This is a genomic window from Pseudomonas sp. GW821-FHT09A09, from assembly GCF_059418405.1.
The window spans coordinates 57,583-83,666 of record NZ_JBWKPU010000007.1; the positions used below are offsets into that span (position 1 = coordinate 57,583).

Annotated in this window: 23 protein-coding genes and 1 tRNA gene; 22 read left to right on the plus strand and 2 right to left on the minus strand. The window is 62.0% G+C overall.

Annotated features, from left to right (window positions below):
• Positions 1-7 precede the first annotated feature (7 nt).
• The 8 genes from AC07OV_RS07915 to AC07OV_RS07950 all read left to right on the plus strand — a co-directional run bounded on the left by AC07OV_RS07915 (position 8) and on the right by AC07OV_RS07950 (position 10,770).
• Positions 8-1,168, plus strand: coding sequence for an acyl-CoA dehydrogenase family protein (locus tag AC07OV_RS07915; protein ID WP_495091967.1), 1,161 nt, complete (start codon positions 8-10; stop codon positions 1,166-1,168).
• Between the two features lie 18 nt (positions 1,169-1,186).
• Entirely contained in the window at positions 1,187-3,292 is a 2,106-nt protein-coding gene (locus AC07OV_RS07920; RefSeq protein ID WP_495091968.1) for an acetate--CoA ligase family protein, read from the plus strand.
• Positions 3,285-4,892, plus strand: coding sequence for a 5-guanidino-2-oxopentanoate decarboxylase (locus AC07OV_RS07925; protein ID WP_495091969.1), 1,608 nt, complete (start codon positions 3,285-3,287; stop codon positions 4,890-4,892). Before AC07OV_RS07920 ends, AC07OV_RS07925 begins: the two co-directional genes overlap by 8 nt.
• A 19-nt stretch (positions 4,893-4,911) precedes the next feature.
• The gene (locus AC07OV_RS07930; protein ID WP_495091970.1) at positions 4,912-6,498 is read left to right on the plus strand and encodes an ABC transporter substrate-binding protein; all 1,587 of its coding nucleotides are present in this window, start codon (positions 4,912-4,914) and stop codon (positions 6,496-6,498) included.
• A 148-nt stretch (positions 6,499-6,646) separates the two neighbouring features.
• Positions 6,647-7,606, plus strand: a complete 960-nt coding sequence (locus AC07OV_RS07935) for an ABC transporter permease (protein WP_495091971.1) — start codon at positions 6,647-6,649, stop codon at positions 7,604-7,606.
• A 3-nt stretch (positions 7,607-7,609) separates the two neighbouring features.
• The gene (locus AC07OV_RS07940) at positions 7,610-8,437 is read left to right on the plus strand and encodes an ABC transporter permease (protein ID WP_176997602.1); all 828 of its coding nucleotides are present in this window, start codon (positions 7,610-7,612) and stop codon (positions 8,435-8,437) included.
• A gap of 2 nt (positions 8,438-8,439) precedes the next feature.
• Positions 8,440-10,059, plus strand: a complete 1,620-nt coding sequence (locus AC07OV_RS07945; protein ID WP_495091972.1) for an ABC transporter ATP-binding protein — start codon at positions 8,440-8,442, stop codon at positions 10,057-10,059.
• Between the two features lie 9 nt (positions 10,060-10,068).
• A complete protein-coding gene (locus AC07OV_RS07950) occupies positions 10,069-10,770 on the plus strand; it encodes an NAD(P)H-dependent oxidoreductase (RefSeq protein WP_259174475.1) in 702 nt (233 codons plus the stop codon).
• A gap of 131 nt (positions 10,771-10,901) precedes the next feature.
• Here AC07OV_RS07950 and AC07OV_RS07955 read toward each other — a convergent pair whose 3' ends face one another.
• On the minus strand, positions 10,902-11,972 hold the full coding sequence (locus AC07OV_RS07955; RefSeq protein ID WP_495091973.1) for a 3-deoxy-7-phosphoheptulonate synthase: 1,071 nt from the start codon (positions 11,970-11,972) through the stop codon (positions 10,902-10,904).
• A gap of 610 nt (positions 11,973-12,582) precedes the next feature.
• Between AC07OV_RS07955 and AC07OV_RS07960 the strand changes: the two genes are divergently transcribed.
• From AC07OV_RS07960 to AC07OV_RS07985, 6 genes are all read left to right on the plus strand, one after another.
• Positions 12,583-13,332, plus strand: a complete 750-nt coding sequence (locus AC07OV_RS07960; protein WP_495091974.1) for a carbon-nitrogen hydrolase family protein — start codon at positions 12,583-12,585, stop codon at positions 13,330-13,332.
• Positions 13,333-13,334: 2 nt separating this feature from the next.
• On the plus strand, positions 13,335-13,775 hold the full coding sequence (locus AC07OV_RS07965; RefSeq protein WP_176997607.1) for a GNAT family N-acetyltransferase: 441 nt from the start codon (positions 13,335-13,337) through the stop codon (positions 13,773-13,775).
• A 176-nt stretch (positions 13,776-13,951) separates the two neighbouring features.
• Positions 13,952-14,593: a response regulator transcription factor GacA gene (gene gacA, locus AC07OV_RS07970; protein WP_003190387.1), complete on the plus strand. Its 642-nt coding sequence runs from the start codon at positions 13,952-13,954 to the stop codon at positions 14,591-14,593.
• A gap of 1 nt (position 14,594) precedes the next feature.
• Positions 14,595-16,418 carry an excinuclease ABC subunit UvrC gene (gene uvrC / locus AC07OV_RS07975; RefSeq protein WP_176997608.1) on the plus strand — a complete coding sequence of 608 codons (1,824 nt, stop codon included), beginning with the start codon at positions 14,595-14,597 and terminating at the stop codon, positions 16,416-16,418.
• Between the two features lie 32 nt (positions 16,419-16,450).
• On the plus strand, positions 16,451-17,011 hold the full coding sequence (pgsA, locus tag AC07OV_RS07980) for a CDP-diacylglycerol--glycerol-3-phosphate 3-phosphatidyltransferase (protein ID WP_105700203.1): 561 nt from the start codon (positions 16,451-16,453) through the stop codon (positions 17,009-17,011).
• Between the two features lie 60 nt (positions 17,012-17,071).
• Positions 17,072-17,147, plus strand: a tRNA-Gly gene (locus tag AC07OV_RS07985).
• A gap of 121 nt (positions 17,148-17,268) precedes the next feature.
• Here AC07OV_RS07985 and AC07OV_RS07990 read toward each other — a convergent pair.
• Entirely contained in the window at positions 17,269-18,009 is a 741-nt protein-coding gene (locus AC07OV_RS07990; protein ID WP_495091975.1) for a 3-oxoacyl-ACP reductase family protein, read from the minus strand.
• 102 nt (positions 18,010-18,111) lie between these two features.
• On the opposite strand from AC07OV_RS07990, the gene AC07OV_RS07995 reads away from it, so the two are divergent.
• The 8 genes from AC07OV_RS07995 to AC07OV_RS08030 all read left to right on the plus strand — a co-directional run bounded on the left by AC07OV_RS07995 (position 18,112) and on the right by AC07OV_RS08030 (position 26,073).
• Entirely contained in the window at positions 18,112-18,726 is a 615-nt protein-coding gene (locus AC07OV_RS07995) for a TetR/AcrR family transcriptional regulator (RefSeq protein ID WP_494996727.1), read from the plus strand.
• 331 nt (positions 18,727-19,057) lie between these two features.
• Entirely contained in the window at positions 19,058-19,906 is an 849-nt protein-coding gene (locus tag AC07OV_RS08000; RefSeq protein ID WP_495091976.1) for a glycine betaine ABC transporter substrate-binding protein, read from the plus strand.
• Positions 19,907-19,995: 89 nt separating this feature from the next.
• Complete coding sequence (locus AC07OV_RS08005) at positions 19,996-21,108, plus strand: quaternary amine ABC transporter ATP-binding protein (protein WP_494996729.1); 1,113 nt, start codon at positions 19,996-19,998, stop codon at positions 21,106-21,108.
• Positions 21,105-21,953, plus strand: coding sequence for an ABC transporter permease (locus tag AC07OV_RS08010; protein WP_495091977.1), 849 nt, complete (start codon positions 21,105-21,107; stop codon positions 21,951-21,953). The genes AC07OV_RS08005 and AC07OV_RS08010 overlap by 4 nt, the downstream gene beginning before the upstream one ends.
• A complete protein-coding gene (locus tag AC07OV_RS08015; protein WP_495091978.1) occupies positions 21,950-22,795 on the plus strand; it encodes an ABC transporter permease in 846 nt (281 codons plus the stop codon). Before AC07OV_RS08010 ends, AC07OV_RS08015 begins: the two co-directional genes overlap by 4 nt.
• A 1-nt stretch (position 22,796) precedes the next feature.
• On the plus strand, positions 22,797-23,810 hold the full coding sequence (locus tag AC07OV_RS08020; protein ID WP_495092049.1) for a GlxA family transcriptional regulator: 1,014 nt from the start codon (positions 22,797-22,799) through the stop codon (positions 23,808-23,810).
• A gap of 138 nt (positions 23,811-23,948) precedes the next feature.
• Positions 23,949-24,671 carry a GntR family transcriptional regulator gene (locus tag AC07OV_RS08025; RefSeq protein WP_178925749.1) on the plus strand — a complete coding sequence of 241 codons (723 nt, stop codon included), beginning with the start codon at positions 23,949-23,951 and terminating at the stop codon, positions 24,669-24,671.
• Positions 24,672-24,753: 82 nt separating this feature from the next.
• On the plus strand, positions 24,754-26,073 hold the full coding sequence (locus tag AC07OV_RS08030) for an NAD(P)/FAD-dependent oxidoreductase (RefSeq protein WP_178925748.1): 1,320 nt from the start codon (positions 24,754-24,756) through the stop codon (positions 26,071-26,073).
• The last annotated feature ends 11 nt before the right edge of the window (positions 26,074-26,084 follow it).

Consider the following 26,084-nt stretch of genomic DNA (forward strand, 5'->3'; position numbering starts at 1 on the left):
TAGCGCCATGAATTTCCAACTCAGCCAAGAACAAGATATGTTGGTGGACGCGGTACGCAGTTTTGTTGCCAAGGAATTGCTGCCCCATGAGGAGGCCGTGGACCGTGCCGACGAGGTCTCGCCAGCGCTGGCCGCACAGATCCGCGACAAGGCGATTGCTGCCGGTTTCTATGCCTTCAACATGCCGGAAGAGGTGGGTGGCGGGGGCCTCGACTACCTGTCCCAGGCCTTGATCGAACGCGAGTTGTCGAAGGTGTCGTGGGCGCTGCATGTGTTCGTTGCGCGCCCCTCCAAGATCCTCATGGCCTGCACCGGCGCGCAGATCGAGGACTACTTGTTGCCGTGCATTCGGGGCGAGAAAATCGACTGCTTTGCCCTCACCGAACCGGGGGCCGGCTCTGACGCCAACGCCATCAAGACCCGTGCGGTGCGCAGCGGCGATGACTTTGTGATCAACGGCAGCAAGCACTTTATCAGCCATGCCGGGCACGCCGATTTCGCTATCGTGTTCGCGGTCACCGACACCTACGAGCACAACGGCCGGCAGCGCAATGCCGTGACCTCGTTCCTGGTGGACCGCGGCACGCCGGGCATGACCATTCGCCGTGGCCCCAAGTGCGTGAGCAACCGTGGCTACCATACCTATGAAATGTTTTTCGACGACTGCCGCGTGCCAGCCTCCAAAGTGCTGGGCGAAGTGGGCAAGGGCTGGGACGTGGCCAATGCCTGGCTGACGGCCGGCCGTGTGATGGTCGCCGCTAACTGTGTCGGCCAGGCCCAGCGGGCGCTGGATGTGTCGCTGCAATGGGCGGCTGACCGCAAGCAGTTCGGCCAGCCAATCGGCACCTACCAGGGCGTGAGTTTCAAGCTGGCCGACATGGCCACGCAAATCCGCGCCGCCGAGCTGTTGACCCTGCACACCGCCTGGAAAATGGACCAGGGCAACATGACCGACGGCGAAGCCGGCATGGCCAAGCTGTTTGCCAGTGAAACCCTGGGCAAGGTCGCCGATGAAGCCGTGCAGATTTTTGGCGGTATGGGCCTGATGGACGAAGGCCCGGTGGAGCGGATCTGGCGCAACGCGCGGATCGAACGGATCTGGGAAGGCACTTCGGAAATCCAGCGCCATATCATCGCCCGCGAACTGTTGCGACCACTGTTGCGCTGATCGGCGCGGAGAACGCTTATGTCCCAGGCTATTCGCGACAACCTCAAGCGCCTGCTGGCGCCCCGGCACCTGGCCTTTGTGGGCGGGCGCAGCATGGCCCGCGCACTCAAGCGCTGCGCCGAGGGTGGTTTTGACGGGCCGATGTGGCTGGTCAACCCGCAGCACGACAGCCTTGACGGCATCCCCTGTGTGCGCCGGGTTTCCGATTTGCCTTGCGGCCCGGATGCGGTGTTTATCGCCACCAACCGTGAACTGACACTGACCTGCGTCGCCGAGCTGGCCGCCATCGGCACCGGCGGCGCCATCTGCTACGCCTCCGGGTTTGCCGAAACGGGGGCCAGCGGCGCGGCCCTGCAGCAACAGCTGTTAGCCGCTGCGGGCGACATGGCCTTGCTCGGCCCCAACTGCTACGGCCTGCTCGACTACCTGCACAGCTCGGCGCTGTGGCCGGTGGCCCACGGCGGCAAGGCGGTGGAGAAGGGCGTGGCGGTGCTGACCCAGAGCGGCAACTTCGCCTATAACCTGTCCATGAGCGACCGCTCGTTGCCAGTTGCCTACATGGCGTCGGTGGGCAACCAGGCGCAGCTGGGTGTTGCCGAATTGATGGACGTGTTGCTCGATGAGCCGCGTGTCACTGCCATCGGCCTGCATCTGGAAGGCTTGAAAAATGTGCCGGGCTTTGCCCGTGCGGCGCACAAGGCGCTGGAAAAAGGTATCCCGATCATCGCGTTGAAAACCGGCGTGTCGCAGATTGGTGCCGAGCTGGCTTTGAGTCATACCAGTTCGTTGTCCGGCTCCGATGCGCTGTATGACAGCCTGTTTGCGCGGCTGGGGGTGATTCGCGTGAGCGGGCCGGTGAGTTTTGTCGAGACCCTCAAGGCCGCCGCGTGCGGCAACCTGCCTGCGGGTCATAGCCTGATCGCACTGGCCTGCTCCGGTGGTGATGCCGGGCTGATTGCCGACTACGCCGAGCGCAACCAGCTTACCCTGCCAAAACTCGACGAAGACCAGCGCGGCGAACTGGCTCAGGTGCTGCCCAGCTACGCCAACCTGGTCAACCCGCTGGACTTCACCACCGCCATCTGGGGCGACCGTGAAGCCCTCAACGCCATGCTCGACACAGCGCTGCGCACTGACGCCGATGCGGCCATGCTGGTGCTGGATTACCCGGCGGAGTTCACCGGCGAGCGCAAGGAATGCGACCTCTTGCTGGAACTGTTTTGCGACGCCCTGGGCCGCCATGGCAAGACCGGGTTTGTCACCTCGGCGTTTCCTGAACTGTTGCCGCCCCATGCCCGCCAGCGCTTGCATGCCGAGGGCATTGCGGCACTGCAAGGGGTCGAGGATGCACTCGCGGCCTGGGGGCGGATTGCGGCGTATCAAACCACCCGCCGTACCTTGCTGGCGCGCGGCGAATCGATCCTTGAGCTGCTCTGCCCGCAAGCACTGGATGGCCACGGATTGGCGCTGGATGAATGGGCGTCCAAGCAAGCCCTGCGCGCCTTTGGCCTGGCTACTCCCGCCGGGGTGCTGAGCACGCCGGGGCGGGCCGTGGGCGATGCCGAGTTGCTGGGTTACCCGCTGGTGCTCAAGGCGGTCAGTGCGGATTTGCCGCATAAAACCGAAGCCGGGGCCGTGGCGCTCAACCTCAAGGACGGCGTCGCGCTGACCACGGCGCTGTCGCTGATGCGTGAGCACATCGCCGCGTATGCACCGACGGTGGTGTTTGACCAGTTGCTGCTGGAGTCCATGGCCACACCACCGTTGGCCGAGCTGATCGTGGGCATCAAGCGCGAAAACGATTTCGGCCTGGCCCTGGTCATCGGCGCGGGCGGCATCCTGGTGGAACTGCTCAAAGACAGTCGCAGCCTGTTGCTGCCCACCACCGATGATGCAATCCGCAACGCCGTGCTCAGCCTGCGCAGTGCGACCCTGCTGCAAGGCTTTCGCGGGCGAGACAGGGCGGACATGGAAAGCGTGGTCGCAGCGATCCGTGCGGTGGCCGATTACGCCTGTGCCAACGCCGGGCGCTTGCTGGAGCTGGATGTGAACCCACTGCTGGTCAGCGCCCACGGCGCCACGGCGGTCGATGCGTTGATCCGCCTGGGAGGTGAACATGTTTGACAAGATGATGACAGGCGGCCAGGCCTTGGTACGGTTGCTGGCCAACTACGGCGTCGACACGGTCTTCGGCATTCCCGGAGTTCACACCCTGGAGCTGTACCGGGGCCTGCCTGGCAGTGGCATTCGCCATGTGCTCACGCGCCACGAACAAGGCGCCGGCTTCATGGCCGACGGCTATGCGCGGGTCAGCGGCAAGCCGGGGGTGTGCTTCGTGATCACCGGCCCCGGCGTGACCAATGCGGCCACGGCCATCGGCCAGGCCTATGCCGATTCGATTCCGATGCTGGTGATCTCCAGCGTCAACAGCACCGCCAGCCTCGGCAAGGGGTGGGGCATTCTGCATGAAACCCAGGACCAGCGGGCGATCACGGCACCGATCACCGCATTTTCGGCGGTGGCGTTGAGCGCCGAAGATTTACCTGAACTGGTCGCCCGGGCTTACGCGGTGTTCGACAGCGAACGGCCGCGCCCGGTGCACATCTCAGTGCCGCTGGATGTGCTGGCAGCGCCGATCAAGCGCGACTGGAGCAGCGAGGTGGTGCGCCGTCCAGGGCGTGGTTTGCCGTCGGTTGACGCGCTGGAGTTGGCAGTGGCCAAGCTCGCGGCGGCCAAGCGGCCGATGATCATAGCCGGTGGCGGCGCGCTGGCCGCCGGTGAAGCCTTGCAGCGTTTGAGCACACAATTGGCCGCGCCGTTTTTCACCAGCGTGGCGGGCAAGGGCCTGTTGCCGATCAATGACCCGCTGAATGCCGGTTCGACCCTGTGCGTGGAACCCGGTTGGCAACTGATCAGCGAGGCGGATGTGGTGCTGGCCGTCGGCACGGAAATGGCCGACACCGATTACTGGCGCGAGCGCTTGCCGCTCACCGGAGAGCTGCTGCGGGTGGATATCGACCCGCGCAAGTTCAATGATTTCTACCCCTGCGCGGTGGCGTTGCGCGGCGATGCCCGGCAGACGGTGCAGGCGTTGCTGGAGCATTTGCCGACGGCATTGCGTGACCCCGCCGAGGCGGTTGAAAAAGTCGCGGCACTGCTCCAGGCCGTCGAGCTTGGGCATGGCCCGTTGCAGTCGATTCACCAGGCCATCCTCGACCGCATCGCGGCCGAACTGCCGGCCAACGCCTTCATCAGTAGCGACATGACCCAGTTGGCCTACACCGGCAACTACGCCTACCAAAGCCGTGCACCGCGTAGCTGGTTGCACCCCACGGGCTACGGCACCCTCGGCTACGGTTTGCCGGCCGGCATCGGCGCCAAGTTCGGTGCGCCGCAGCGGCCGGGCCTGGTGCTGGTGGGCGATGGCGGCTTTCTCTACACCGCGCAGGAACTGGCCACCGCCGTCGAAGAACTGGACAGCCCGCTGGTGGTGCTGCTGTGGAATAACGACGCCCTCGGCCAGATTCGCGATGACATGCTGAGCCTCGATATCGAGCCCATCGGCGTGTTGCCGCGTAACCCGGATTTTGCGCTGTTCGCCCAGGCGTTCGGCTGCACCGTGAACCAGCCACACAACCTGGATGAATTGCAGACGGACTTGCGCAATGGTTTCAAACGCAATGGCGTGACCTTGATCGAGCTGAAACATGCCTATGCCTGTTGACCTTTAGAGGAACAAGACCATGAGCGAAAACAACAACAAAATGACTCAAGTGATGCACCGACGGGATTTCCTCAAGCACAGCGCCGTGGCCGGTGCAGTGGCTGCTGCGTTCTCCATGGGCTTGCCGTTGCCGGCTTTTGCCGCTGATGCCACCCCCAAGCCCGGTGGCGTGCTGCGCCTGGGCCTGGCCGGGGGCAGCACCACCGACTCTCGCGACCCCGGCTCCTGGGTCGATACCTTCACCTTCGTCGGCTTCTCGGCGGTGTACAACACGCTGACTGAAATTGCCGTCGACGGCACCGCCATCCCTGAGCTGGCCGAGCGGTTCGAGTCCACGCCGGATGCGCGGGTGTGGACCTTCACCCTGCGCCAGGGCGTGACGTTCCATAACGGCAAAAGCCTGACCGCCGAAGACGTGGTGGTGTCGATCAATCACCACCTGAGCAAAGACTCCACCTCGGCGGCCAAGACCGTGCTCGGCGATGTCGCCAGCGTCAGCGCCAAGGGCAACGACACGGTGGTGTTCGAGCTGCATTCGGGCAACGCCGACTTTGCCTATGTGGTCGCCGATTACCACCTGGTGATCATGCCCGCCAAGGACGGCGTGGCCGACTGGCAAGCCGGTATGGGCACCAGCGGGTATCGCCTGAAGAGCTTCGAGCCCGGCGTGCGCATGGACCTGGAGCGCAACCCCGATTACTGGAAACCGGACCGCGCACACTTCGCCAGCGCCGAGCTGTTGGCCATTGCCGACGGCGCGGCACGGGTCAACGCGTTGGTCACCGGGCAAGTGGACGTGATCAACAAGGTCGACCTGAAGACCGTGGCGCTGCTCAAGCGCAACCCCAATCTGGTGATCGAGGAAACCAAAGGCGCCCAGCACTACACCTTCCCGATGTTGTGCGACAGCAACGAGTTCAAGAACAACGATATCCGCATGGCGATGAAGCATGCGATCAACCGCGAAAGCTTGCTGGCGTCGGTGCTGTACGGCTATGGCCTGGTGGGCAACGATCATCCGATCCAGCCTGGCAGCCGCTTTATCAACGCCGCGTTGGAGCAGCGCACCTACGACCCGGACAAGTCACGCTTCTACCTGCGCAAGGCCGGCGTGGAATCGCTCAAGGTGCGCCTGCAAGCGTCCGATGCGGCCTACACCGGCGCGGTGGATGCCTCGGTATTGTTCAAGGAGCAGGCGCGTCAGGCCGGTATTGATATCGACGTGGTGCGCGAGCCGGCCGATGGGTTCTTCTCCAATGTGTGGATGAAGCAACCATTCACCACTTCGTTCTGGTACAGCAGCCTGACCGCCGACCGCATGTTCAGCATCGGCTACGCCAAGGGCGCGGCGTGGAATGAAACCCACTGGGACAACCCGCGCTTCAACCAATTGCTCACCGCTGCGCGTGGTGAGATGAACGCCCCGCTGCGCCAGGAGATGTACAACGAAATGCAGGCCCTGTGCCGGGACGACGGCGGCGCGATTGTGCCGTTGTTTGCAAGCTCCGTGGCGGCACGTTCGAACCGCGTGGCCCATGGCGCGCAAACTGCGCCGTATGGTGAGTTGGATGGGCTGCGCCTGATTGAGCGGTGGTGGCAGGCCTGAGTTCAACGACGAACACCTGTAGGAGCCGGCTTGCCGGCGATGGCTGCTTTGAGAGTGCCAGAGATGCCACTGGCCCTATCGCTGGCAAGCCAGCTCCTACAGGTAGCGGTGGTGTTTTTGAACGTGTGCCCGGTCAAGGAATCGCACGATGAATAGCTTGTTGAAACTGGTCCTCCAACGCCTGGCCCTCGGCCTGCTCTCACTGTTCGCCGTCTCGGTGATCATCTTTCTCGCCGTGGGCATGCTGCCCGGCGATATCGCCCAAGCCATGCTCGGCCAGTCCGCTACGCCGGAAACCGTGGCGGCGTTTCGGGCGCAGTTGGGCCTGGACTTGCCGCCACTCACGCGTTTTGCGCAATGGCTGCTGCGTCTGTTGCACGGCGACCTTGGCGCTTCGCTGGCCAACCAGCGACCCATCGCCGATTTGATCGGCGCACGCCTGGGCAACACCTTGAGCCTGGCCGCGCTGGCGGCGTTGGTCTCGGTGCCCACTGCACTGGTGCTGGGCATGCTGGCGGCGCTGTACCGCAACAGCTGGTTCGACCGTCTGCTCAATACCTCGGCGCTCAGTGCGGTGTCGTTTCCGGAGTTCTTTGTCGCCTACCTGCTGATCCTGGTGTTCTCGGTGAAGCTCGGCTGGTTCCCCAGCCTGTCCAACCTGGCGCCGGACGCCACCCTGGGCACGATCCTGGAACGCTCGGTGTTGCCGGTCGCCACCCTGAGCCTGGTGGTGATCGCGCAGATGATGCGCATGACCCGCGCCTCGCTGATCAACCTGCTGGCCAGCCAGTACATCGAGATGGCGCGCCTGAAGGGCATCAGCCAGTCGCGGATTATCTGGAAGCACGCCTTGCCCAACGCGCTGGCGCCCATCGTCAACGTGATCGCGCTGAACCTGGCGTACCTGGTGGTGGGGGTGGTGGTGGTCGAAGTGGTGTTCGTCTACCCGGGCCTGGGCCAGTTGCTGGTGGACTCGGTGTCCAAGCGCGACATCCCGGTGGTACAGGCGTGCAGCCTGATCTTTGCCGCGACTTACATCCTGCTCAATACCGGGGCGGACGTGTTGTCCATCGCCAGCAACCCACGCCTGATGCATCCGAAGGGGTAGACCATGAGCCTGTTGAGCCAAGTGGCACGGGCGCCGTTGAGCGCCAAGTTCGGCCTGCTGATCATTGTGATGTACATCGTGGTGGCGGTGTTTGCGCCATTGCTTGCGCCCTATGGTGAAACCCAGGTGGTGGGTGAGGGCTTCGCGCCCTGGAGCGGCCAGTTCCTGCTGGGCACCGATAACCTGGGGCGCGACATGTTCAGCCGCCTGGTTTACGGCGCGCGCAACACCTTGGGCATCGCTTTTCTGACCACCACCCTCGCGTTTTTGCTGGGGGGCTTGAGTGGCCTGGTAGCAGCCATCAAAGGTGGCTGGATCGACCAGGGCCTGTCGCGGGTGGTGGACGTGCTGATGGCGATCCCGCAGCTGATTTTCGCGCTGTTGATCCTCAGCGTGGTCGGCACCAACGCCACCTCGTTGGTGCTGGTGATTGCCTTGCTGGATTCGACGCGGGTGTTTCGCCTGTCCCGTGCCGTGGCGATGACCGTGGTGGTGCAGGACTTCGTCGAGGCCGCCCGCCTGCGCGGCGAGGGCCTGTGGTGGCTGGTCACCCGCGAGGTGTTGCCCAATGCGGCCGCGCCGTTGATTGCCGAATTCGGCCTGCGCTTCTGCTTTGTCTTTTTGTTTATCAGTGCGCTGTCGTTTCTCGGCCTGGGCATTCAACCACCGACCGCCGACTGGGGCAGCATGGTACGTGACAACGCGGTGCTGATTACCTTCGGCGACATCAGCCCGTTGCTCCCGGCGCTGGCCGTGGCATTGATCACGGTGAGTGTAAATTTCGTCGTCGACTGGATGTTGCATAAATCCAGCGGCCTGAAGGAGTGTTGAGGATGGACACGCCATTGCTGGAAATCCGCAACCTGCAGATCGAAGGACATTACGAAGACGCGTGGCACCCGCTGATCAAGGGCATCGACCTGACCTTGCAGCGCGGCGAAGTGCTGGGGTTGATCGGTGAGTCGGGGGCGGGCAAGTCCACCCTTGGCCTGGCCGCGATGGGCTATGCGCGGGACGGTTGCCGCATCACCGGTGGCTCGGTGTGTTTTGACGGCATCCAGCTGCTGCAGGCCAAGCCCGAAACGCTGCGCAAGCTGCGCGGCCTGCGCATCGCCTATGTGGCGCAGAGCGCGGCGGCGTCGTTCAACCCGGCCCATCGGTTGATCGACCAGCATGTGGAAACCGCCGTGATCAATGGCGGCATCAGCCGTGCCCAAGCTGAACGCGAGGCGGTGGAACTGTACCGCGTGCTGCGCCTGCCCAACCCGGAAAGCATTGGCCAGCGTTACCCCCATCAAGTCTCGGGCGGGCAGTTGCAGCGTGTGATGACGGCAATGGCCATGGCCTGTCACCCGGACCTGATCATCTTCGACGAACCCACCACGGCCCTCGATGTCACCACCCAGATCGAAGTGTTGGCGGCGATCCGCGATGCGGTGAAAACTTTCGGCAGCGCCGCGCTGTACATCAGCCATGACCTGGCGGTGGTGGCGCAGATGGCCGACCGCATCATGGTGTTGCGCCACGGCAAGCTGGTGGAGGAAGCCGACACCCGTAGCATGCTCAGCCAGCCGCAAGAGGATTACACCAAGTCGCTGTGGGCGGTGCGCAGTTTCCGCACTGAGCCCAAGGCCTGCCCGACGCAGCAGGTGCCGTTGCTGGAGGTGCGCCAGGCGTGCGCCAGTTATGGGCATCAGCCGGTGCTGCATGAGGTGTCGATGAAGCTGTATCGCGGCCAGACCCTGGCCGTGATCGGCGAGTCCGGCAGCGGCAAAAGCTCCACGGCGCGGCTGATCACTGGTTTGTTGCCGGCTACGGCCGGGCAGGTGTTGTATGACGGCGAGGCGCTGCCGGTGGATTTTCGGCGGCGCAGCAAGGAGCAGCTGCGGCGCATCCAGATGATCTACCAGATCCCGGATACCGCGCTGAACCCGCGCCAGCGCATCGTCGACATCCTCGGCCGCCCGCTCACGTTTTACCTGGGGCTCAAGGGCAAGGCCATGCGTGCTCGTGTAGCCGAGCTGCTGGAGATGATCGAGCTGGACCCGGCGGTGTTCATGGAGCGCCAGCCGCGGGAGTTGTCCGGTGGGCAGAAGCAACGCATCTGCATCGCCCGCGCCCTGGCGGCTGACCCGCAACTGATCATCTGCGACGAAGTCACCTCGGCCCTTGATCAGTTGGTAGCCGAAGGCGTGCTGAAGCTGCTCAACCGAATCCAGCAGCAACTCGGCGTGGCCTACCTGTTTATCACCCATGACGTCGCCACCGTGCGCGCCATCGCCGACGAGGTGGTGGTGATGCAGCGGGGCAGGGTGGTGGACCACGGCAGTCGCAGTGCGATTTTCACCCCGCCGTACCAGGACTACACCGGCCTGCTGTTCTCATCGGAGCCGGAAATGGACCCCGACTGGCTCGACCACCTGCTGGCCCAACGGGCGGCCCACACTGTTTGAGGAACTCCCATGAAGGTTTTGATTGTTCACGCTCACCCTGAACCGCAGTCATTCACTGCCGCTCTGCGCGATAAGGCCATTGCCACGCTGCAAGGCCAGGGGCATGAGGTGCAGGTCAGCGATTTGTATGCCATGCACTGGAACCCGGTGGCGTCGGCGGCGGACTTTTCGTCGCGGGAAAACCCTGACTATCTGGTGTACGCGCTGGAGCAGCGGCTGGGGGTGAAAAAGCAGTCGATTGCGGCGGATATTCAGGCCGAGCTGGACAAGCTGTTATGGGCGGACCTGCTGATCCTCAACTTCCCGATCTTCTGGTTCTCGGCGCCGGCGATGCTCAAGGGCTGGATCGACCGGGTGCTGGTGTCCGGGGTGTGTTACGGCGGCAAGCGTTTCTATGACCAGGGCGGGTTGGCGGGCAAGCGGGCGATGGTCACGGTGACCCTGGGCGGGCGTGAGCATATGTTCGGCGAGGGGGCGATCCATGGGCCGCTGGAGGACATGCTGCGCCCGATACTGCGGGGGACGCTGGCGTATGTGGGCTATGACGTGCTGGCGCCGTTTGTGGCGTGGCATGTGCCGTACATCAGTGATGAGGCGCGGCGGGACTTTCTGGTGGCGTATGAACAGCGGCTGCAAGGGCTGGCGGATGAGCAGCCCTTGGTGTTTCCGAAGCTGGCGCAGTTCGATGAGGCGTTGTATCCCCTCTCTTGAGTTTCATTACGTTCAACTGTAGGAGCCGGCTTGCCGGCGATTGCATTGTGTCAGGCTACACAGTTGTAGCTGATGTACCGCTATCGCTGGCAAGCCAGCTCCTACATTTTGATCTTCACATGTCAGAGGGCTCAGCGTTGTATGCGCAACTGCTCCGCCGCACTGCGCAACAACTGCTCAGTACCGTTCCACCCCAAGCAACCATCGGTCACCGACACACCGTATTTCATCGACGCGCTCAACGGCTGGCAGCCTTCGAACAGGTGGCTTTCAATCATCATGCCGATGAGCGAAGTGTCGCCTTGCAGGCGTTGCTCCAGCACGTCATTGAATACCGCCGGCTGACGCAGCGGATCCTTGCCGCTGTTGGCATGGCTGCAGTCGACCATGATCCGTGCCGCCACCTTGGACTTGGCCAGGTCCTGTTTCACTTGGGCCACGCTCTGGGCGTCGTAGTTCGGCCCACGGTGACCGCCGCGCAGCACCAGGTGGGTGTCGGGGTTGCCCGGGGTCTGGATGATCGCCGGGTGGCCCTGGCTGTCGACGCCGAAATGGCGGTGCGGGTGGGATGCCGAGCGCATCGCGTCACAGGCAATCGCGACGCCGCCATCGGTGCCGTTCTTGAAGCCCACGGGCATGCCCAGGCCGCTGGCCATTTCACGGTGGATCTGGGACTCGGTGGTGCGTGCACCAATCGCCACCCAACTGAGCAGGTCGTCGAAGTAGCCGGCGGCCATGGGTTGCAGCAATTCGGTGGCCACCGGCAGGCCCAGGCGCAGCATTTCGCGCATCAATTCGCGCGACAGCGTGAGGCCGGCGGCCATGTCGTCGCTGCCGTCCAGGTGCGGGTCGTAGGCCAGGCCTTTCCAGCCGACGGTGGTGCGCGGTTTTTCGACGTAGGCGCGGATCACCAGCAGCATCTGGTCGCTGACGTCGAGTGCAAGTTTCTTCAGGTTGCGCGCGTATTCCATGGCCGACTCGGGGTCGTGGATCGAGCACGGGCCGACAATCACCAGCAAGCGTGAATCTTCGCCATTGAGGATGGCGCGCACGGCTTGGCGATGGGCGTGGACTTGTTCATTGAGGAACGGGCTGAGGGGCAGCTGGTGCTTGAGCTCGAGGGAGCTGGGCAGGCGCTGGGTCAGCGCTTCGTTGGCGCTGGACAGGTTGGCAACAGGCAGAGCGGCGGTGGCAGAGTTCATATTCAAGGCTTCCTGGGCAAGCGGCGGGTTGTTCCCGCACGCTCGGCCCTACTGGGGTGTTCGACAATTGGCCGTATCGGCGACGTGTGTTGGTTTGCCACCAATAGGTGACCGATCGGAGGCGGCAGGCTGTCCCGAACGGAGCTTGCTAAATCGCCATGCAGTGCTGGTGTCGTAGCGGTAATAGGTGGCGTAGTTCATGTCGTGATTCCTTTAAATGTTCTTCAAAAAAGTTAAGGGCCTGAAAAAACAAAACCCCCGGTCGGGGAGCCGACCGGGGGTTAGATTTCTCTGGCAGGCGACCCCTTGAGTAGTGGCCGCCGATTTCAGGTATCAGGCGCGCCAGTGGCTAAACCAATACCCAAAATAAAAGCTTACAGCTGCGCTCGAACCGTTCACGCGGGTAGCCGATACCGAACGCGGGGCGCTGGCAGCAGGGCAAACCTGAGTGTGGGTGAGTTGCAACATGTTATGTCTCCAAATGATGGGGGTGAGCTTACTAGAGGCACGCAGGAGGATTCAATCGGTAATTTCTATCGCGCAGGGGTACTGACGGCTATCGGTCGGGATATGCTGATAACACTTTGATACCGATTGCTTGGACGCGACCATGACTGCCTTGACCCTTGCTGCTGCTCAATCTGCCTCCATCGCCGGCGACGTGCCCGCCAATATCCAGCGGCATCTGCGATTGATGCACGCCGCCGCCGAGTATGGCGTGCAGGTATTGGTGTTCCCGGAATTGTCGCTGACCGGGTATGAGCCGTCGCTGGCGGCCGACCTGGCGGTTGCCCCGGATGACGCGGTGCTGGCGCCGCTGCGGGAAATGGCGCGGGAGTTGCGAATGACGGCGGTGGTGGGGATGCCGATCCGCCTGGCACCTGAGGGCAGCGTGCTGATTGGCGCATTGGTGCTGGGGGCGGACGGTTCCCTGGCGGTCTACACCAAGCAGCACCTGCACCCGGGTGAAGAGGTGGCGTTTATCCCGGGGCAGGGCGGTGAAGCGCTCGAACGGGGCAGTGACCGTATTGCGCTGGCGGTATGTGCAGACTTTTCCCACGTCAGCCATCCACACCAGGCGGCTGAATCGGGGGCCACGGTGTATGCCGCAGGTGTACTGATCAGCGAAGGCGGTTATGCCAATGACAGCGCGCTGCTCCAGGGATACGCCGCCGAGCATGGCTTGGTGGTGTTGATGGCCAACCATGGTGGCCCCTCGGGTGGCTACGTGTGTGCTGGTCGCAGTGCCATCTGGTCGGTTGATGGCAGTTTGCTCGCATCCGCCCCCGGCGTTGGCGACGCCTTGGTGATCGCCCGCCGTGAGGGCGTGCAGTGGGCTGGCCAAGTGGTCGTCCTCTAGCCATGGCGTTTCACCTTCGAGCAGCGACAGATGAGGATCGTGTGTTTGCGCGAAAGCTCACCCGCGAAGCCATGAGCCGCTACTACCTTCAATATGGGTTGTTGTGGTCTGACGATGGTTTCGACGTCGCCTGGGCGGGGCGCGAGAACTGGCTGATTTGCAACGATGACACGGTGATGGGCTTTATCAGCCTGAGTCGTGACAGCCGGGCGCTGTATATCCGCGAGCTGCATATGCTGGAGAGCTGTCGCAAACACGGCGCGGGTAGTTGGGTGCTCGAACAGATGGCGCTCAAGGCCCAGGCGCAGGGGCTTTTGCGCTTGACGGTGTTCAAGACCAATCCAGCAAGAAGACTGTACCAGCGGCTGGGTTTGAGCATCGTTGGAGAGGAAGATTGTTTCTGGCGCATGGAGCGCGAATGTCCTCGTGTTCCGGAGGCGTAGCGCATTGGCGCCAGGGTAAAGTTGACCTTTTGCTCAGCATAAGAGGCCGGCTGCGAGTCGGCGATGGCCGAAATCGCACGCAAACTCTATATATATGACGCTTGCAGCTAGGTCTGCACCTTGGTTTTTTGCTAAGGTGTTCAGCAACCTATAAGACCATATCGCGAGGTGTCTGCTTGATTAGGGTGCTAGTAGTCGATGACCATGATCTCGTTCGTACAGGCATTACACGAATGCTGGCTGACATCGATGGCCTGCAAGTAGTCGGCCAGGCTGAGTCGGGGGAGGAGTCCCTGATCAAGGCCCGGGAGTTGAAACCCGATGTGGTTTTGATGGACGTCAAGATGCCTGGGATCGGCGGTCTTGGTGCCACTACCAAATTGTTGCGCAGCCATCCGGACATCAAAGTCGTGGTGGTGACCGTGTGCGAGGAAGACCCGTTTCCTACACGCCTTCTACAGGCAGGTGCGGCGGGTTACCTGACCAAGGGCGCAGGCCTGGCGGAGATGGTGCAAGCCATTCGCCTGGTATTTGCTGGCCAGCGGTACATCAGCCCACAGATTGCCCAGCAATTGGCCATTAAATCGTTCCAGCCCACCAGTGACTCGCCGTTTGATGCGCTGTCGGAGCGGGAAATCCAGATCGCCCTGATGATCGTCGGTTGCCAGAAGGTGCAGACGATCTCCGACAAGCTGTGCCTGTCGCCCAAAACCGTCAACACCTACCGCTATCGTATTTTCGAGAAGCTCGCCATCAGCAGTGATGTTGAATTGACCCTGCTCGCGGTACGCCACGGCATGGTGGACGCCAGCGCCTGACATGACCACACCGTTTGATCCGAGTGCCTTCCTCTCAACCTGCAGTGGCCGCCCTGGCGTGTACCGCATGTTCGACAGCGAGGCACGCCTGCTTTATGTCGGCAAAGCCAAGAACCTGAAGAACCGCCTGGCGAGCTATTTTCGCAAGACCGGTCTTGCGCCCAAGACCGCCGCCTTGGTGGCGCGTATCGCCCAGGTCGAGACCACCATCACCGCCAATGAAACCGAGGCGCTGCTGCTTGAGCAGACGCTGATCAAGGAATGGCGGCCGCCCTATAACATCCTGCTGCGCGACGACAAATCCTACCCTTACGTGTATTTGTCCGACGGCAACTTCCCGCGCTTGAGCATTCACCGGGGCGCGAAGAAGCTCAAGGGCAAGTATTTCGGCCCTTATCCCAGCGCCGGAGCGATCCGCGAAAGCCTGAGCCTGCTGCAAAAGACTTTTTTTGTGCGCCAGTGCGAAGACAGCTTCTACAAGAACCGCACGCGGCCCTGCCTGCAATACCAGATCAAACGCTGCAAGGCGCCGTGCGTAGGCCTGGTTGAGCCGGCGGAGTACGCCGAGGATGTGCGCCATTCGGTGATGTTTCTCGAAGGTCGCAGCAATGCGCTCACCGATGAACTGTCGGGGGCCATGGAGCAGGCGGCCAGTACGCTGGATTTCGAGCGGGCAGCAGAACTGCGCGACCAGATCTCCTTGCTGCGCCGAGTCCAGGACCAGCAGAGCATGGAAGGCGGCACCGGCGACGTCGACGTGATCGCAGCCTTCGTGAACCCGGGCGGCGCCTGTGTGCACCTGATCAGCGTGCGCGGCGGGCGAGTGCTGGGCAGCAAGAACTTCTTCCCGCAGACCGGTATCGACGAAGACGTGGCCGAAGTCATGGCCGCGTTCCTCGGCCAGTACTACGTCAGCAGTCCCGAGCGCGACCTGCCGTCGGAGCTGATCGTCAATGTGGTGCATGAAGACTTCCCCACCTTGATCGAGGCGATCCACGAACTGCGTGGCCGCGAACTGGACATCAGCCACCGCGTGCGCGGCACCCGTGCCCGCTGGCAGCAGTTGGCGGTGACCAACGCCGAACAGGCCCTGGGCGCACGGCTGGCCAACCGGCAGCACGTCGCCGCGCGCTTCGACGCCCTGGCCGAAGTGCTCAACCTGGACGAACCACCGCAGCGCCTGGAGTGCTACGACATCAGCCACTCCAGCGGCGAGGCCACGGTGGCCTCCTGCGTGGTGTTCGGGCCGGAAGGGCCGATCAAGGCCGACTACCGGCGCTACAACATTGAAGGTGTGACGGCGGGCGATGACTACGCCGCCATGCACCAGGCGCTGACGCGGCGCTTCAGCAAGCTGAAGGACGGGGAGGGCAAGCTCCCCGACATCCTGCTGGTGGACGGTGGCAAGGGGCAGTTGTCCATGGCCCGTGACGTGCTCAACGAACTGGCCGTGCCCGACCTGATCCTGCTCGGCGTGGCCAAGGGCGCCACGCGCAAGGCCGGTTTCGAAACGTTGTACTTGAATGATGCCGCCCATGAGTTCACTTTGAAGGGCGACTCACCGGCGTTGCACTTGATCCAGCAGATCCGCGACGAAGCCCACCGCTTCGCCATTACCGGCCACCGCGCCCGACGTGGCAAAACTCGGCGAACCTCAACCCTGGAAGGGGTGGCGGGGGTAGGACCGACACGGCGGCGTGACTTGCTTAAACATTTTGGTGGCTTGCAAGAGCTATCCCGTGCCAGCATTGACGAAATAGCCAAAGCACCCGGTATCAGTAAAAAGCTTGCTGAGTTGATTTATGCCAATCTGCACAGCGAATAGAATGCCTTTCCACCTCGTAGCCAGTTGTGCCGATGAATATCCCTAATCTGATCACCGTTCTACGCGTCCTGCTTATTCCGATTTTCATTTTGCTGTTCTATTTGCCTTACGAATGGAGCTATGCCGCCTCCAGTTCGGTCTTTGCATTTGCCGCTGCGACCGATTGGCTCGACGGCTACCTGGCACGCCGCCTGGAGCAAAGCACGCCGTTCGGTGCGTTCCTGGACCCGGTGGCCGACAAACTCATGGTCGCTGTCGCCCTGGTGTTGCTGGTGCAGGAACACGGCAACCTGTGGTTGACCCTGCCGGCTGCCGTGATCATCGGCCGCGAGATCGTTGTCTCTGCCCTGCGCGAATGGATGGCCGAAATCGGCGCCCGCGCCCATGTGGCCGTGTCCAACCTGGGCAAATGGAAAACCGCTGCGCAAATGCTGGCGCTGGTGATCCTGCTGGCCAACCCGTCGGACTTCTCCTTCTGGGTGCTGATTGGCTACGCACTGCTGCTGATCGCCGCCGGCCTGACACTGTGGTCCATGCTCCAATATCTGCGCGCTGCCTGGCCTCACCTGCGCACCACCGTTGAAAAGAAATAAAACTTTTTTGAATCAAGCGGTTGACGAGTTCTGAGATTTCTATAGAATGCGCATCACCAAGCGGGAATAGCTCAGTTGGTAGAGCACGACCTTGCCAAGGTCGGGGTCGCGAGTTCGAGTCTCGTTTCCCGCTCCAAGCATTACGAAAAAAGCCACTCTAACGAGTGGCTTTTTTTTGCCTGCGATTTATGGAAGGAGACGCTTTGGCGTCTTTTTTTGTTTTCGTGGAAATCTCTGACACACAGCGCGCATCGGCCTCAAGCGTTCACGCCACCATCGACCAGCAAACCTGCACCGGTGATCTGCCGGGCGCCAGGGCCGGCAAGGAAGGTGACCGCCGCCGCAACGTCTTCGCTGGTGCCGTAGTGGCCCAGCGCGATGCCGGCCTTGCTCGCAGCCGCTTTCTCGCTGTCGGCGGGGTTCATGTCGGTGTCGGTGGGGCCGGGGTGAACAATATTGACCGTGATGCCGCGCGGCCCCAGGTCGCGGGCCAGGCCTTGGGTGAAGGCGATCAGTGCGGATTTGCTCATGGAGTAAATGCTCAAGCCGGCTGCGGGAACCTGCTCGGCCAGGCAACTGCCCAGGTTGATGATGCGACCGCCGTCCGGCAGGTACGCCAACGCGGCCTGGCTGGCGAGGATGACGGACTTGATGTTGACGTCGATCACCGCGTCCAGCGTGGCCAAGTCCAGGGTTTCCAGCGTGCCGTACTGAAAAATGCCGGCGTTGTTGACCAGTATGTCCAACCCGCCCAATGCCTCTGCGGCCTGATCTACCGAGTTTTTCACCGCCTGCGCGTCGGCGCTGTCGGCCTGCAAGGCCAAGGCCTTGCGCCCGGTCGCCTTGATCTGCGCCACAACGGCTTCAGCCTTTTCCCGCGAGCGCTCGTAAGTAATCACCACGTCGGCACCTTCTGCTGCCAGTGCCAGTGCAATCGCCTTGCCGATACCACGGCTTGCGCCCGTTACCAGGGCGCGTTTTCCGTTGAGAGTGGTCATGTGAGCCGCCTTTCTGTGTTGATCGTTATATAAATATGCTGAGGTTGTTCCAGGGCTGTCAATCAATTATTGTGGTGATCGATACAGAAATAGGAGTCACCCATGTCTACCCGAGGTCGTCCACGCAATTTCGACCGTGATCAAGCACTCGATGCCGCGATGACGCTGTTCTGGGAAAAAGGCTACAGCGCAACGTCGATTTCAGAACTGTGCAGCGCCATGGACATTGGTTCTCCCAGCCTGTACGCCGCGTTCACCAGCAAGGAGGCGTTGTACGTCGAGGCGGTAACGCGTTATCGGGAGGTCGTCACTCCGTCGATCTGGAAACCGGTGTATGAGGTTTCACCCGTGCGTGAGGCGGTTGAGCAGTTCCTGATGGAGTCCGCTGACGTGCTCACATTGAAAGGCCGGCCGGGTGGCTGCATGGTGACCCTGTCAAATGTCGGCAGTGAAGGGCCGCAATCCCTTGGCTGCTGGGTACAGGATCTGCGTCAAACAGGCGTGATGAAACTTGAAGAGCGAATCGCCGAGGCTGTTGCCGAGGGAGAGTTGCCCGCCGACACCGATGTTCAGACCTTCGCCAGGTTCATCATTGGCGTACAGCAGGGCATGTCGGTGCAGGCTCGGGATGGGGCCTCTCGCGAAAGTCTGCAGCAGGTGGCGCGGATGGCGATGACGATCTGGCCGGAGCATATTCAGGACAAGCTCAAGGGGTAGGCTTGGCGCCTGCCTCCTCCAAACACCGTTTCTCCCCCTCGCAACTGCATTCCAAAAACGACCCGATACTTTCCTGTAAGCGACCTGCTACCGTCGAGACGTACCTCTGTAACTCGATGATTTAACTCATAAAAATATTATTTATTTTGTGTTTTGTGTGAATTCTATTTGTATACACAGAAAATACATCCTATTGACCCGCACTTTCCCCCATGCCAGTCTGGCTTCGCCCGGCAGTCTTTTTCAGCGCTGAACCCCTTGTTTTCGCGTCACTCCTGCCTCTGGCAACCAGAGGTCCGACACTACAAATAAAATGAGATCGAGGCACGCCATGAAGAAATTCTGGAAAACGGTTTGTGCGGTTGCACTGATGGGGATGGTGATTCTTCCCGCGCAAGCAGAAGAAAAAACCATCACCGTCGGGACGATGTCCTGGGAGGACCTGACCCCCATTACCGGCATTACCAGGAAGGTCCTGGAGAATGCCGGTTACACCGTCAAGGTCGTCGAGTTTTCCGAAATCGGCATCGCGTATGCCGCGTTGACCAAAGGCGATGTGCAGGTACTGGCCTCGCAGACCGACTACGCCACCCAGGACTATTGGAACAAGAACAAGAACCGCCTGGAAAAACTCTCTCCGGTTTCCTACGGCTTGTACCAGGCAATCGCGGTGCCCAAGTACGTCGACATCGATTCCCTGGAACAACTCAATGACAACGCCGAGAAGTTCAGCGGCAAGATCGTCGGCATCGAACCCGGCTCGGGCTTGATGAGCGATGCCAACAAGGCCGTCAAGGACTATGGCCTCAAGCTGCAATTGCTCGAAGGCAGCACCGCCGCCATGACCGCCGCGCTCAAGTCGGCGGTCGACCGCAAGGAATGGGTTGCGGTCACGATCTGGGAGCCGTCGTGGATGGCCCAGAAGTTCGACCTCAAGTTCCTCAAGGACCCAAAAGGCTCCTTCGCGCCGCCCCAGGCTTACTACTGGATCGGTCATAAAGGCTTTGCCGCCGAATACCCCCATGCCCGTGAGGTCATCGCCAGCGTGTACGTGCCATTGGCCGACATCACCGCCATCAACGGTGTGGTCAAGGACGGCAAGACCATGGATGCAGCGGTCGCCGGTTGGGCCGACAACCACGCAGACCTGATGAAACGCTGGGCCAATATCAAACAATAAGCATCGACCTTTTTTTGTCACTGCCAGGTACGGATAACGCGTTCTGATCCATTAGAAAAACCAGCCCGACTGGTTCAATAGGCTCAAAGATGACAACGGTCAAAATAGACACCAACGAAGTGCTCGTGGATTGCCAGTCGGTCTGGAAAATCTTCGGTCAGAATGCCAAGGCGGCGATGGACGCGGTGGTCAGCAGGGGGCTCGGCAAGACCCAGGTGTTGCAGGATTTCAGCTGTGTAGTAGGGGTGTCGGATGTCAGCCTACAGGTTCGCCGCGGCGAGATTTTTTGCATCATGGGCTTGTCCGGCAGTGGCAAGTCGACCCTGATCCGCTTGCTGAACAAATTGATCACCCCCAGCGCCGGCAAGGTGCTGGTCAAGGGTAAGGATCTGTCTGCCCTATCGCCCGCGCAGTTGCGGGATGTGCGGGCGAAAAACATCGGCATGGTGTTCCAGAGCGTGGCGTTGCTGCCTAACCGCACGGTGTTGGAAAACACCGCCTTCGGTCTGGAGGTACAGGGCGTCGGCAAGGCTGAGCGCTACAAGGTGGCGGAGCGTGCGTTGGCCAAGGTCGGTTTGACCGACTGGGCCTCGCGTTACCCCAGCGAATTGTCGGGTGGCATGCAGCAGCGTGTCGGGCTGGCCCGTGCGCTGACTGCTGACCCTGAGATTATCCTGATGGATGAGCCGTTCAGCGCGCTCGACCCGTTGATCCGTCGCCAGTTGCAGGATGAGTTCCGTCAACTCACCAAGGAACTGGGCAAGTCCGCCGTGTTCATCACCCACGACCTGGAGGAGGCGATCCGCATCGGTGATCGCATCGCCATCATGAAGGACGGGGTGATCATCCAGGTCGGCACCGCCGAAGAAATCGTATTGAACCCGGCCGATGATTACGTCGCCGAATTCGTCGCGGGCATCTCGCGCTTGCACCTGGTCAAGGCCCATTCGGTGATGACACCGATTGCGCTCTACACACGAACGTTCCCGCTGTGCGATTTCTCTCGATTGCCCCAGACCTCCCCCGACACGGATATCGATGCGCTGATCGGGTTGACCATGAACGCCGACCTTGAACCCCTGGCTGTGGTCGAGCACGGCGTGGTGGTCGGCGTGATCACCGCCAAGGACCTGTTGCGCGGCGTGCAGGGCATCCCCAACGACGCCCAGGCGCTGACTCCCGTGTTGGAGACTTCGTCATGAGCGTCCCGGATTTCTCGGTGCAATTCGATGCGGCCGTGGACGCGGGCCTGATATGGCTGCAGGACAACGGCGAGGCGTTTTTCGAGGGGGCCAATACCGCGCTGACTGGCGTGTTCAAGGCCGTGCAGTGGTGTCTCGCGGCGCCGCCGTTCTACGTGATTGCCCTGGCGGTCGGCCTGCTGGGCTGGCGCATGGTGGGTGCACGGTTTGCGCTGCTGTCGGCGCTGGCGTTGCTGGTGTGCAGTTTTATCGGCCTGTGGCCGGAAACCGTCGGCACCTTGGCCCTGGTGCTCACCGCCACCTTGCTGGCACTGCTGGTGGCGATACCGCTGGGCGTGCTGGCCGGGTTGACGCCGGCGTTCGACCGCGTGGTCGACCCGTGCCTGGACCTGGTGCAAACGTTGCCACCTTATATCTATCTGCTGCCGGCCATCGCCTTGCTCGGGTACGGCCCCGCTACCGCGTTGCTGGCGACCTTTATTGTTGCGGTGCCGCCGGCCTTGCGCCTGACCTCGCTGGGTATTCGCATGACGCCCAAGGAGTTCGTCGAACTCGGCGACGCGAGCGGCGTGACCGGCCTGCAGATGTTCTTCAAGATCCGCCTGCCGTTCGCCATGCCCAGCATCATGGCCGGGGTCAACCAGAGCCTGATGATGGCGTTCGGCATGGTGGTCATCGCCGGGATCGTCGGTTCCGGGGGCTTGGGCGAAACCATCTACGGCGCGGTGCGCACCCTGGATATCGCCAAGTCGATCAACGCCGCACTGGCCATCGTTATTCTTACCATGATTCTCGACCGCCTCGCGCAGGCTGCTGCCCAGGCGCGCAAGGGAGCCAGCCAATGAACGTGACGGACTTCCGTTTTTCCCCGGGCGCATTGCTGGCACCGGCCATCGATTGGTTGAACGCAAACCTGCACGGCCTGTTCGTGATCATCAGCAAGATCATCGAAGCCACATTGGGCGCCATCGAAACGGTGTTGCTCGCGCCGCCTGCGTATGGGCTGATTGCCGTGGTGGTGCTGGCGGCATGGGGCCTGGCCAAGTGGCGCGTGGCACTGTTTGCCGGGCTGATGTTGGCGTTCTGCCTGTTCGCCGGGCTGTGGGTGGCATCGATGCAGACCATCGCACTGGTCTCGGTGGCGGTGCTGATTTCTGTCAGCGTCGCGTTTCCCCTGGGCATTCTTGCCGCAAGGGTCAAGCGCGTGGACGCGGCGCTGCTGCCGATCCTCAACATCATGCAAACCGTGCCGCCGTGGGTGTACCTGATCCCGGCAGTGATGCTGTTCAGCCTGGGCCGTGTGCCGGCGATCATCGCCACCATCGTGTATGGCATTCCACCGATGCTGCGCTTGACCACCCTGGCCTTCAAGCAACTGCCCAAGGACCTGCTGGAGTTGGGCCAGGCCATGGGCGCGTCGCCTCGGCACATCCTGTTCAAGATCGAGTTGCCCACGGCCGCGCCCACGCTGTTGGTCGGGCTCAACCAGTGCATCCTGCTGTCGCTGGCGATGGTGGTGCTGGCCGGGTTGGTGGGGGCAGGGGGGTTGGGCGCCGAAGTGACGCGCGGCCTGACCCGCATGGAAATGGGGTTGGGCCTGCGCGCCGGCCTGGCGATCGTGGCGGTGGCGCTGTTGCTCGATCGCCTGTCACGCGGTGCGTTGCAGCGCCAGGCTCGGCGTGCCTGAGGTGGTGGAGCGACGGCAATTCTGCGGTGCGATGCAGGGCAAGAACCTGCGTTATCTCGACGCTCAGCCGAGCCAGGAGGTGCGCAGGGCGCGGGCGGGGTTTGTGCTGCTGGAACATTTCTCGCTGCCGGCCTTCACCCAGGCGCTCGATACCATCGTCACCGCCAACCTGTTGCGGCCGGCAGTGTTTGCGACAAAAACCTTTGGCCTCGGCACCGACGAAATCGTCAGCGACCTGGGCTTGGTGATCCGGCCGGACGAACGTCTGACGCCCGATGCGGTGTCCGAGCTGGACCTGTTGGTGATCTGCGGCGGCTATCGCACGCCGTTGCGCTACAACGATGAACTGAGCCTGTTGCTGGAAGTGGCGGTGGAACAGGGCGCGGCGCTGGCCGGGATATGGAACGGTGCGTGGTTTTTGGGCCGGGCAGGGCAGTTGGACGGGTATCGGTGCGCGGTGCATCCGGAGCACCGTCCTGCAGTGGCCGAGATAGCCCGGCTTACCCAAGTGACGAGTGAAGCCTACGTGGTGGATCGTGATCGGCTGACGGCATCGAGCCCGACGGGTGCCTTCTATATGGCCCTGGAGTGGATCCGCAGCCTGCACGGCAAAAGCCTCACCGATGGTATCGAGGACATCCTGGCGTTCGAGGCGTCACGCTTCAGGCGTATCAAGCCGATGTTGAACCTGTCTGTCAGCGGGCCGCTGCGTGAGGTGATCAACCTGATGGACGTCAACCTCGAAGAACCGTTGCAAATGCTCGATCTGTGCCTGTACGCCGGCCGCTCGCGACGGCAGATCGAGCGCCTGTTCAAGGAACAGCTCGGCACCTCGCCGCAGCGTTATTACATGGACCTGCGCATCACCGAGGCGCGGCGGTTGTTACAGCACACCTCGCTGAGCATCGTCGAGGTGTCGGTGGCCTGTGGTTTCGTCTCGCCCAGTCATTTCAGCAAGTGCTACAGCGCCTATTTCGGGCATCGGCCTTCGAAGGAAATCCGCCTCGTCAAATGACTGATTAAGCCCGTAGCCATTGGGCCATCGTCTCGTTTTATGTTGTGTATATTAATTGTAGACAATAAGAATATTGTTGTTTTATAGTGCGAATACAGGTAGTAGACCGTGTGCACTTACTACTAGGAAGGTTTCACCATGGCTACCAAAGAACTCAGCACCCCGGCTCCCGTCGAGCCAACCATCGACCGCAAGGCGGTCCTGGGGGACGCGCTACGGCGCCGCATCCTCAGCATGGAACTGGCACCGGGTGCCGTGGTGGATGAGTTGGCGCTGTGTGATGAGTTCGGTTTGTCGCGCCCACCGGTGCGTGAACTGATGCGGCAGATGGCGGCGGAGGGCTACATCGATCTGGAAGCCAACCGCGCGGCAAGGGTGTCGGCGATGAGCTACCAGTCGCTGCGCAGTTTTTTCCTGGCGGCGCCGTTGATCTACATCGCCACCACGCAGTTGGCCTGCTCCCACGCGACGCCGGCTGAAGTTGAGGAATTGAAGCGGATACAAGGTTTGTTCCGCACGGCCATCGATGAAAAAGATGTCGAGAACCGTGTGTTGTACAACGACGAGTTTCACCTGCAGATCGGCAAGATGGCCCACAACGCCTACCTGATGCCGAGCTTGCAGCGCTTGCTGATCGACCACGCCCGTCTGGGCAAGATCTTCTACCGCCATCCGACCACGGTGGATATGCAGGAAGACCTGGAAGTGGCCGCCCAGCAGCACGACGACATGATCGACGCAATTGAACGACACGACCCGGTCTTGGCCGGGGAAATCGTGCGGGCCCACCTCGAACTGTCCCGTCGGCGGATGTCCGAGTACGCGGCGCCCGAAGGCCTGGATGTAGCGCTTACCTTCTGACCGGTTGAGGCTGGGCAGTGTGACGCGATGCAGACGGGTAGCTGTTAGCTCTAACAACTATAAAAGAACCCAGGTCGCGAACATGGCACTCATCAGAAACACCCCGGCAGACGATTCAACCTGCGGCTGGTTTCACCTCAGTCCGCCGCGTGTGGCACGCCCGCCACACAGTGGCATTCGCTCGGCGCGCTGGGCCGTGGTAGGGGCGGGGTTCACCGGCCTTGCGGCGGCCCGCCAACTGGCGCTGAATTTTCCGGATGACGAGATCGTATTGATCGAGGCGCAGGAAGTCGGCTACGGCGCCTCCGGGCGCAACGCCGGCTTTGCCATCGACTTGCCCCACGACATCGGCGCCGAAGACTATATCGGCGACATTGCCACCGCCAAAATCAGCATGGAGCTCAACCTCGCCGGGCAATCGATGCTCCGTGCGTTGGTTGCGCAGCACGGCATCGACTGCCAGTGGCGCGATTGCGGCAAGTACCAGGCCGCTGTCGAAGACCGCGGCATCGCGGTACTGGACGCCTACCAGCGCGGTCTCGACAAGCTCGGCCAGGCCTATCAGGTGATCGAAGCCGACGAGCTGCCCAGCCGCATCGGCACGGGTTTCTATCGCAAGGCGCTGTTCACCCCGGGCACAGCCCTGGTCCAACCGGCGGCACTGGTCAAAGGGCTGGCGGACACCTTGCCGTCCAACGTGACCCTGTACGAAAACACCCCGATCACCGACGTGGAGTACGGTGACAAAACCGTGCTCAGCCACAAGAACGGCCGCATCATCGCCGACAAGCTGGTGCTCACCAACAACGCCTTCGCCATGAGTTTCGGCTTTCTCAAAAGTCGCATGCTGCCGATCTTCACCTACGCCAGCCTGACCCGTCCGCTGGACGAAGAAGAGCAGGCGCGCCTGGGAGGCAACCCATTCTGGGGCGTGATCCCGGCCGATCCCTTCGGTACCACCTTGCGCCGCACCGTCGACAACCGTTTGCTGGTGCGCAACAGCTTCAGCTTCAACGCCGACGGGCGTAGCAACCCCAAGTACCTGCAACGCTTCGTCAAGCGCCACAAAGCCTCCTTCGACCGCCGCTTTCCGCTGCACCGTGACGTGACCTTCGACTACACCTGGGGTGGCTCCCTGAGCCTGTCGCGCAACCACATGGCGCACTTCGGCGAGCTGGCCAAGAACGTTTACGGCGCCCTGTGCTGCAACGGCCTGGGCGTCACCCGCGGCACCGTCACCGGCACCTTGCTGGCCGAGTGGCTGGCGGGCAAAAGCAATCACCTGGTGGACTTCCTGTTGACGTCCCCGGGCCCGAGCAGAAACCCACCGGAGCCGCTGCTTTCAGCGGGTGTAAACATGAACTTGCTATGGGGACAAAGTCGCGCCGGCCAGGAAAGCTGACCCGCAACACG

Excerpts from the sequence above, each read along its gene's own strand:
- AC07OV_RS07955 (WP_495091973.1), bottom strand. The coding sequence starts at position 11,972 with ATGAACTCTGCCACCGCCGCTCTGCCTGTTGCCAACCTGTCCAGCGCC.
- AC07OV_RS07935 (WP_495091971.1), top strand. The coding sequence starts at position 6,647 with ATGAATAGCTTGTTGAAACTGGTCCTCCAACGCCTGGCCCTCGGCCTG.
- AC07OV_RS07925 (WP_495091969.1), top strand. The coding sequence starts at position 3,285 with ATGTTTGACAAGATGATGACAGGCGGCCAGGCCTTGGTACGGTTGCTG.
- AC07OV_RS07930 (WP_495091970.1), top strand. The coding sequence starts at position 4,912 with ATGAGCGAAAACAACAACAAAATGACTCAAGTGATGCACCGACGGGAT.
- AC07OV_RS08030 (WP_178925748.1), top strand. The coding sequence starts at position 24,754 with ATGGCACTCATCAGAAACACCCCGGCAGACGATTCAACCTGCGGCTGG.
- AC07OV_RS08010 (WP_495091977.1), top strand. The coding sequence starts at position 21,105 with ATGAGCGTCCCGGATTTCTCGGTGCAATTCGATGCGGCCGTGGACGCG.
- AC07OV_RS07960 (WP_495091974.1), top strand. The coding sequence starts at position 12,583 with ATGACTGCCTTGACCCTTGCTGCTGCTCAATCTGCCTCCATCGCCGGC.
- AC07OV_RS07945 (WP_495091972.1), top strand. The coding sequence starts at position 8,440 with ATGGACACGCCATTGCTGGAAATCCGCAACCTGCAGATCGAAGGACAT.
- AC07OV_RS07940 (WP_176997602.1), top strand. The coding sequence starts at position 7,610 with ATGAGCCTGTTGAGCCAAGTGGCACGGGCGCCGTTGAGCGCCAAGTTC.
- AC07OV_RS08005 (WP_494996729.1), top strand. The coding sequence starts at position 19,996 with ATGACAACGGTCAAAATAGACACCAACGAAGTGCTCGTGGATTGCCAG.
- AC07OV_RS07920 (WP_495091968.1), top strand. The coding sequence starts at position 1,187 with ATGTCCCAGGCTATTCGCGACAACCTCAAGCGCCTGCTGGCGCCCCGG.
- AC07OV_RS07915 (WP_495091967.1), top strand. The coding sequence starts at position 8 with ATGAATTTCCAACTCAGCCAAGAACAAGATATGTTGGTGGACGCGGTA.
- AC07OV_RS07990 (WP_495091975.1), bottom strand. The coding sequence starts at position 18,009 with ATGACCACTCTCAACGGAAAACGCGCCCTGGTAACGGGCGCAAGCCGT.
- AC07OV_RS08000 (WP_495091976.1), top strand. The coding sequence starts at position 19,058 with ATGAAGAAATTCTGGAAAACGGTTTGTGCGGTTGCACTGATGGGGATG.
- AC07OV_RS07995 (WP_494996727.1), top strand. The coding sequence starts at position 18,112 with ATGTCTACCCGAGGTCGTCCACGCAATTTCGACCGTGATCAAGCACTC.
- AC07OV_RS08025 (WP_178925749.1), top strand. The coding sequence starts at position 23,949 with ATGGCTACCAAAGAACTCAGCACCCCGGCTCCCGTCGAGCCAACCATC.
- AC07OV_RS07950 (WP_259174475.1), top strand. The coding sequence starts at position 10,069 with ATGAAGGTTTTGATTGTTCACGCTCACCCTGAACCGCAGTCATTCACT.
- pgsA (WP_105700203.1), top strand. The coding sequence starts at position 16,451 with ATGAATATCCCTAATCTGATCACCGTTCTACGCGTCCTGCTTATTCCG.
- AC07OV_RS07965 (WP_176997607.1), top strand. The coding sequence starts at position 13,335 with ATGGCGTTTCACCTTCGAGCAGCGACAGATGAGGATCGTGTGTTTGCG.
- uvrC (WP_176997608.1), top strand. The coding sequence starts at position 14,595 with ATGACCACACCGTTTGATCCGAGTGCCTTCCTCTCAACCTGCAGTGGC.
- AC07OV_RS08015 (WP_495091978.1), top strand. The coding sequence starts at position 21,950 with ATGAACGTGACGGACTTCCGTTTTTCCCCGGGCGCATTGCTGGCACCG.